This is a genomic window from Kocuria marina, assembly GCF_000786655.1.
Lineage (GTDB): Bacteria > Actinomycetota > Actinomycetes > Actinomycetales > Micrococcaceae > Kocuria > Kocuria marina_A.
The window spans coordinates 1-7,422 of the sequence record NZ_JROM01000051.1 but is presented as its reverse complement, the minus strand read 5'-3'; the positions used below and the strand labels follow the sequence as shown (position 1 = coordinate 7,422).

Here is a 7,422-nt window from a genome sequence, read left to right as displayed (position 1 = left end):
CTGGCAGGCCGTCGAGACCGACCGCGCCCGCACCGAACCCGGATGACCACCGGCCCCTCCAGGGGCAGGCAGTGCCCTGCCCCCGGAGCCTTCCTCTACCGTGGAAGGCCACAGACCAGTCCAGGATCGAGGTGCGCACCGTGCGGATCGGTGAAGCGGCCGCAGCCGCCGGCATGACCACCAAAGCCCTACGGTTCTACGAACAGCACGGGCTGCTGCCCCCGGTGCACCGCGGCCCCAACGGGTACCGCGACTACCCACCCGAGGCCCTCGCCCGCCTGCAGTTCATCCGCCGAAGCAAGGCCGCCGGACTCAGCCTGGCCGAGATCCGGAACATCCTGCAGATCCGCGACGCCGGGCAGGCCCCCTGCGCCCACGTAGCCGCACAGCTCGCCCAGCAACTCACCGACCTCGACCAGCACATCGCTGAGCTCACCGCCCTGCGGGCCTCCGCGGCCGAGCACTACCAGGCCGCCTCCCAAGGCGACCCCACCCAGTGCGATCCCGCCCAAATCTGCAGCTACCTCTGAGCCCACAGCCGCACCACGGCCGCCAAATACCTCTGTCAGAACACCGCCATTCACCGTCGACAGTCACACACCACCGGCCCCGAGGTTTCACGAGACGTCTCGCAACCCATGGCTTCCAAGACGGCCCATCGTCACATTGCTCAGCTTGCTTCCATAGTTATCTAGCCCACGGCTAGCCTGGAACATCAACCACGGGCGCCTCTGTCACCCCGTGGCGCGGTCTAGCCTCGGGCCGCCCACTTCTTGAACTGTGAACAGGACCAAAGGCATGGTCATCTCTGCCTCCGGGGCCCTGGCCGTCGAGCTACACCTGCACTCCCCCACCCACTGGGTCGTGACCTACTACCCCATGGTCCAGACCCCCGCCGGCCGGTGGGCCGACGTCACGTGGGTCCTGCACCGGTCCTTGATCCCCGCCACCCTCGACCGGCCGGAGTCGACACGGTGGCTGGAGGTACGCAGCTCCGATCCGGCTCACCCCTGCTACACCGGCCACCCAGCGTGGGCGAGGCTGCTGGCCATCGGCTACACCGCTGCACTGGCTGCGTACGAGGCCGAAGCCGTCGAGGAACCGCTGTCGGTTCACGAGGTGGATCAACTCAAGTCCGCCACGGTCGTGGTGCCGCCCGAACAGCTCTCGGAGTGGGTGCTCGATGATCTCGAGGACGAACCCTCCCCAGCCCACGACTGACCCTGCGCGCGCACCAGCACACCAGCACACCAGCACACCAAGAGATTCACCGCATCACCTGCGCCGTGCACAACAATTTATGGGTGCAAATTGATGTGTCCGGTTGTGAACTGCCGCACACGCGAAATCTTGCTGGACGGGGCTCAAGCGAGCATTCTTGCTTACCAGGGAGGACATGGGGTTCACATCAGACCATCCTCCAGCTTCTGCCGCGTCGACCGGCCGCATCTGGTTCCGGGGGGATCCAGGTCGCGGCCCTATGAGGGTCCACGCAGAAGCAGCACGGGGGTGGGCTGGCCGGGGGGCCGGCCCACCCCCGTCACCTCTCCCGGCCATCGCGGCGACAACTCACCCAGCCCTAACGCGACGTGTCGCCGCCCTAGGTTGACGAGTTGCCATGCCCTCGCACTGTTCGGACTGCCTGCCCCGGCACCAGAGGGGCAGCGGGGTAACGAAGAGCCTCAGAAGGTCCTCACCGGGGCTCAGCACACCCTGTGCCGGCCGAGTGCCTGGAACCGCTATCCAGCGATCCTCCAGCCCTTCACAATGTGCCTGTGGAGGAAGGCATGTCCCACACAGAACGCCCGGCACAAGGCCCGGCGTTCTGCTTGCCCAGCAAGGTGTTCGACGATCTCTCACAAGACAACAGTTCGCGGCCCCGACGAAGCGTCGCGCATCCCTTGGGCTTGAGCGGCAAATTGCCACGACCCCAAAAGTCACTCGACCTTTCGGGTCGACAAGCACCATCCCTCTCTTGCCACGGAACACGGATGCAAAGTGACCTAAGAGGTCAACTCCGCCGGATCATCCGCTAAACCTGCTACGGAGCCGTCGGAGATCAATTCTCGAAACGTTGTCCCGCGTTGATGCGACTATGCGGGCCAGCGGGGCACCATCGAATAAGGGATTGCGGAACCAGCAGGGGCGTACATAAAGGAACATTAAAAACCTGCACACTACTCACCCCAGGCTATTCATCAGCCCCGAGAACCCAATCAAGCGGGTCAGGTGACTTATAGTTATCAAGATGTCTTGCCCACTCAACAAATTGCTTTTCTCTCTCTGCAATTTGTTCGCCAGACAGAGGGGACCACTCAAAAGGATCCCCTCCTAAAGTCCAGTGAGGATGAGGATCGAGAATTTTGTCATAAGTCAAAATGATCCTGCAAGCCGCACCGGGAAGTTCTCGATTTTCCAGGTCACTAAAATCTTCAGGAGCACTGTCAGCGTAACTGTTAATAACGACTGCTGTCCATGGTGACCCAAGACTCTCAGCAAGACTTTCCAGTTTTTTCAGCTCATCAAATGTAACTCCACCAAACGATTTTTTCGACTCTACTGGGATACATTCACCAGCGGTGCTCATAATAAGACAATCCGCTTCACCCACGGGGCTTGATTCCCCATCCTTGATAAACTCCATGCCAGGGTGGAAGCCGATTACACCAAGGCTACGAGATAAGAGAACATCAAAAAAGTAAATGCTAAGGAGGTGCCCCATGGCATCATGTTCATAAACACGCCTCAGGGGTTCACCGAGTCGGTAGGTAAACTTAACAAGTTCACGCGGAAAAGGGCGCTCGATTGTACGGGCGCAGCCTTTACAAATAAGAGGGGGTGCGAAGGCCGATACTGGCACCCACTGTTTAGCAGTACAGTTTTCACACGTGATTGGGAAGCCCTTAACGATGACCCTACGTTCTTCGGCCCAATTTAACCAATTACGTGTTGACTGCCCCTTATTATTAAATGCGGCATTAAACCTTTCGAAACTTGCGTCTACCAGTTCTTCTGCCGTGGGCGCGGTTACGTTCGCGTCGCCAGCAACGCGCCCCTGCGCTCGGGCCCAGCTCGCACCGTGCCGATTGGACATTTCCTGCAATAATTTAAGCAACGGGGCATGTTGTAGAAATCTTATCCCCGACACACCACCCAAGGCTTCCAAAAATGTCATGGCGGCAATTCCAGGGGCAGAACTCCTACAATGCAGATTCCGGCGTTTTATCAAGTTCTTCAACACCCATTGCGTGGAAGGCCAGCTTATATTTATGGTATCGAGTCGATCAGCGGTGAACCCTCGCGTAACGCCTCCACTATGGAATCGCTCATTAAACGTTTCGACATCAAAATAGTGTGATTTCGGCAGAGGGTGCTTATCTACATATACATCCAACTTAAATGAACTCTGGATGCCCACCGTATAGGGAATATCTGTTGATGCGAACAAGCTCGTGGGTGAGAGAGCGGCCTGACCGTTTTCAAAAACAGCTATAGTCTTAGCGACCATGGCAGCAGCGGAGCCTAAGGAAACAAGCGCTTCAGGTTCCACAAAACGGAAGCTTCTTTCGTGGTAGCTACCCATTTGCTTCTCAAGATCTCCGACGGACACGGAAGCACTGGTCACGTATAAATTATGAAGCCCCATTCCGTTGTGATTCCAGTTTAGGCCGTTGTGGATTTTCTGCAGACCCTCATTGCTAAATTCGCCTACAGGCACACCGATCGGAACGGCATATTTATCACCGTGCGCACAACGCAAATTCCACAACAAAGCATAGTCTCTGATGTCACCAGGCGAGCATATGACTATAATATTAGGGCCAGCATCAATTCGATCGATTTCTGGGCGAGGAATTGGTTGATCTCCGCTGCGGATGCCAGAATTCGGCCCCGACCCATATCGAAGCCTATTCATTGACAGCTCTCTGGGCGAGTGCTGCTGCCATTCCCCCAGTCTTTGAAGAAGATCTTCCAAACTCCCTGAAATCGTGTCCCTGGTCACTGTTACAAATTGATCAAAACTCAGGTTCGGTATTAGATTGCTGTTCGCTACAATCTTCGCATCTGGCTCCATAGGGAGAATGCCAAGACATACTTCATAAATCATTCTCCATGGATCATCTGGGTCAAGACTTGTTGTCTTGACTTGAATCTTTTCCGGGGACAGGCCGTCCGTTATAGCCATAACGGACAAAATGTCTCGAAAATTTTCTAATGGATGCTCTGTAATCTGAGGAGATACTGTTTTTCTTGACTCGAACGCCTGGCCAGCGATGTAGTCAATCTCACCACCCTTTATGTGGGGGACATACAAATCGCTAACATGCCCCCCGGTTTCGATAGGTAGTATGGGCCGATTTGCTCCACCCCAAACCTGCGATGCCCGCTCAATAATTTTATGGAGATGCTCCAAATCCTGGACGGGTGCTGTGTAGGCGAATCGTTCTGGCCGCAGCGCCACGGTTACCGCCTGCGGGCCGCCCATCCGTGAGTCATCAATTATGTTTTTCATAAATTTTTCCTAGGTACAATTTAGAAAAGCCGATCACGGGAATTCTGATTCACCGCTATTGTCGGTGTTGACATCACATTTCCCATTAGGGCACTATGCGGTCTGGGTGACCACGAATGCATTTCCCGGCACCATGAATATCTTCCCGATGGACCGTTGCCATCACGACCGCGGAGGCACCTCCCCCTGGGGGACCAGTACCTGTTCGATGGCCGCCTGCCTCGGACTTCAGCACGTCGGGGCGGTAACCGGGGCTGGTAGGGCACGGCAGTCGGATCGGTCACTTCAACGACCTACCGGTTCAAGGGTGTGTGCCTCTTCAGTGGCGCGGATTTCTTCTGAGAGGTGGAACTCTTCGGCGTCGGCTTCGGTGCGGAACTCCACGACCTCCACATCATGGGCGGCCAGGGCGGCCCGAACGTCGTCGGGGGTGGCGTAGAAGTACTCCCGGCGCAGGTTCACCCGGTTGACTCGTTGGTGGGCGAAGTGCTGGTGGAGCATGGTTTCCACGTCCACAGCGTCCTGGGAGAAGAACAGGGCGTGGACGTCGAAGTTGAAGGGCACCGAGGCGTCTCCGAGCTCCTTGACCCGGTCCATCGGGTCCAGCCGGCGAGTCATGCCGATCTTGACCATTCGCTCCCCGAAAGACCCAAGGTTGGAGATCACGTACACGTAGCCGGCGCGGGTGTTGGCCAGCCGATTGTCCACATCGGCCAGAACGGCCTGGGCCTCGGCTAGCTGCTCCCGCACCCGGTCCATGCCTTCCCTGTCTCCGGTCTCCTCGAGCTTGGTTAACACGTTGAGGTGGTGGTCCACGGTCTTCTGCTGCTTGGCCTTGGCCGCCTCCAGCTCCTTCAACGCGCGGGCGGCTTCGCGGGTCTCTTCGCGGCGGGCGCGTTCTTCTTCCTTGGCCGCGGCTAAGGCCTGCAGGTGCAGGGTGGCCAGTTCGATTTCGCGCAGCCGCAGCCGGTGGAAGGACTCGGTCACATCGAGTCCGATCATGGCCCCGGCCTTACGGATCTGCTCGCGGGCCTTCTCCAGCCGGTTCTGGGCTACGTGGTAGTTGCCGGCCCGGGCGGTCTTCACGCAGTTCTCCGCCTCGGCGTTGTAAGCCCGCAGCAACAGCTTGGTGAGGTCGCGGACGAACTTTGTTCCTTCTTTCTCGGAGTTGTTGAAGGTGAACCCGGTGACCGATCGGACCGCGGTCTTGGCCCGGATCGCGTCCTTGATCTGGCGCCGGACCTGATCGAGTTCCCCGGCCAGCTTCACCGAGGCCTCGGCCGGGTGCTCGAAGTCGTAGTACCCCACGCTGTGGACCTCGGCGACCCCGCGCACATCCACGATTTGGGCTTCGAGCGCCTGTTTTTCCCCCTGCAGGATGCGGACCTCGGTGCTGAGCCGCAGGCGGGCCGCGTCGGCGTCACGGGCGGCCTGTTCTCGGGTGAGGACGTCCATGGCCCCGACACGGTTGAGGTCATCGAGGAGCTGGGCGTTGGTGGACACGACCTCCTGGGCGAAGGTGCGCAGTCCGCTCACCGGGATCTCAGGGATCCTGGCGTGCGGGTGGCGGTAGGCATTGGGCGGGGTGATCCCGAACCCGTCGGCTGGGGCGCCGGCCAACTCCTGGTAGTCCCGGTAGGCCTTATAGGCGAACCAGGCCAGGAACGGCACCACGAGCAGCAGGCCCGGGCCGGAGACCGTGCCGAGGAACAGAGCAAGCACCGTCAACCACAGCACCCACTGGAATGACTGGGGCAGGGCAGAACGAGGGGAAGACGAGCGGGGGGAATCCACGGGAGGGACCTTCTGTCGGACAGGCGTGATGGAGGTATGCCCTATTAACCGTCCTCGCCTTTACGTTTGCCAAGTTGGTCTATTTATGCCCAGAGCTGTGACACCGCCTGGATGCAACGGCGTCGTTAATTTTGAGTTTCCTGGCATAGCACGCCATCCCGCGCCAAAAAGGCACTGGTCGGTGGAAGCCAGCAGGTTCTGTGGTCCCTCGTCTCCCTGACACCCTCTCCTGTTTCTTCGCTGGGACTGCCGCGCGAACAGGTGACATCTGATCTGGCATGCCCACTGGGCGGCCTGGAAGGATGTGCACCATGCCCGCTCCCTACCCCCAGGAGTTCCGCGAAGATGTCGTGCGCGTGGCCCGATCCCGCGAGGCCGGCGTCACTCTCGCGCAGATCGCGAAGGACTTCGGCGTCCACGAGATGACGCTCCACAAATGGCTCCGCCAAGCCGACATTGACGACGGCAACCGCCCCGGCAAGAGCCGGGAGGATTCCACCGAGCTGCGCGATGCGCGCAAGCGGATCCGGCTGCTCGAGCAGGAGAACGAGGTCCTCCGCCGCGCAGCCGCCTACCTCTCCCAGGCGAACCTGCCGGGAAAAGGTTCTACCCGCTCGTGAGCGAGCTCGCCGCCGACGGCATTCCCGTCGCGGTGTCCCTGCGGGTCCTGAAGCTCTCCCGCCAGTCCTACTACCGCTGGCGGCACCAGCAGGTCACCAAGGCCGAGGTGGTCGAGGCATACCGGTCCAACGCGTTGCTGGACGCTCACCTCGACGACCCCGAGTACGGCTACCGGTTCCTGGTCGGCGAAGCGGCAGAAGCCGGTGAGCAGATGTGTGAGCGGACGGCGTGGAGGATCTGCCGGGACAACCAGTGGTGGTCCGTCTTCGGCAAGAAGCGTGCCAAGAACGGCAAGCGTCCGGGACCACCAGTCCACGATGACCTGGTCCAGCGCGACTTCACCGCCGATGACGCCAACGAACTGTGGCTGACCGACATCACCGAGCACTGGACCGACGAGGGCAAGCTCTACCTCTGCGCCATCAAGGACGTGTTCTCCGGCCGGATCGTGGGCTACTCGATCAGCGACCGGATGAAGGCGCGCCTCGCGGTGA

6 protein-coding genes are annotated in these 7,422 nt (G+C 59.6%); 4 read left to right on the top strand and 2 right to left on the bottom strand.

Going from position 1 to position 7,422, the window contains the following annotated elements; translation table 11 throughout:
• The first annotated feature begins 140 nt into the window (after window positions 1-140).
• Window positions 141-530, top strand: a complete 390-nt coding sequence (locus AS25_RS11400; RefSeq protein WP_029603659.1) for a heavy metal-responsive transcriptional regulator — start codon at window positions 141-143, stop codon at window positions 528-530.
• A 268-nt stretch (window positions 531-798) separates the two neighbouring features.
• Window positions 799-1,221, top strand: a complete 423-nt coding sequence (locus AS25_RS11395) for a hypothetical protein (protein ID WP_035965221.1) — start codon at window positions 799-801, stop codon at window positions 1,219-1,221.
• A 970-nt stretch (window positions 1,222-2,191) separates the two neighbouring features.
• Here the strand turns inward: AS25_RS11395 and AS25_RS15090 are convergent.
• Window positions 2,192-4,513 (bottom strand): hypothetical protein, encoded by a 2,322-nt coding sequence (locus AS25_RS15090; protein WP_216594118.1) that lies wholly within the window; start codon window positions 4,511-4,513, stop codon window positions 2,192-2,194.
• A gap of 285 nt (window positions 4,514-4,798) precedes the next feature.
• Window positions 4,799-6,307, bottom strand: a complete 1,509-nt coding sequence (locus AS25_RS11390) for an SNIPE associated domain-containing protein (RefSeq protein ID WP_052160955.1) — start codon at window positions 6,305-6,307, stop codon at window positions 4,799-4,801.
• 311 nt (window positions 6,308-6,618) lie between these two features.
• On the opposite strand from AS25_RS11390, the gene AS25_RS15085 reads away from it, so the two are divergent.
• The gene (locus AS25_RS15085) at window positions 6,619-6,927 is read left to right on the top strand and encodes an IS3 family transposase (protein ID WP_035965220.1); all 309 of its coding nucleotides are present in this window, start codon (window positions 6,619-6,621) and stop codon (window positions 6,925-6,927) included.
• A partial coding sequence (locus AS25_RS15080; RefSeq protein ID WP_035965219.1) for a DDE-type integrase/transposase/recombinase occupies window positions 6,924-7,422 on the top strand: 499 nt, incomplete at its 3' end. The genes AS25_RS15085 and AS25_RS15080, both read left to right, overlap by 4 nt.

Excerpts from the sequence above, each read along its gene's own strand:
- AS25_RS11395 (WP_035965221.1), top strand. The coding sequence starts at position 799 with ATGGTCATCTCTGCCTCCGGGGCCCTGGCCGTCGAGCTACACCTGCAC.
- AS25_RS15090 (WP_216594118.1), bottom strand. The coding sequence starts at position 4,513 with ATGAAAAACATAATTGATGACTCACGGATGGGCGGCCCGCAGGCGGTA.
- AS25_RS15085 (WP_035965220.1), top strand. The coding sequence starts at position 6,619 with ATGCCCGCTCCCTACCCCCAGGAGTTCCGCGAAGATGTCGTGCGCGTG.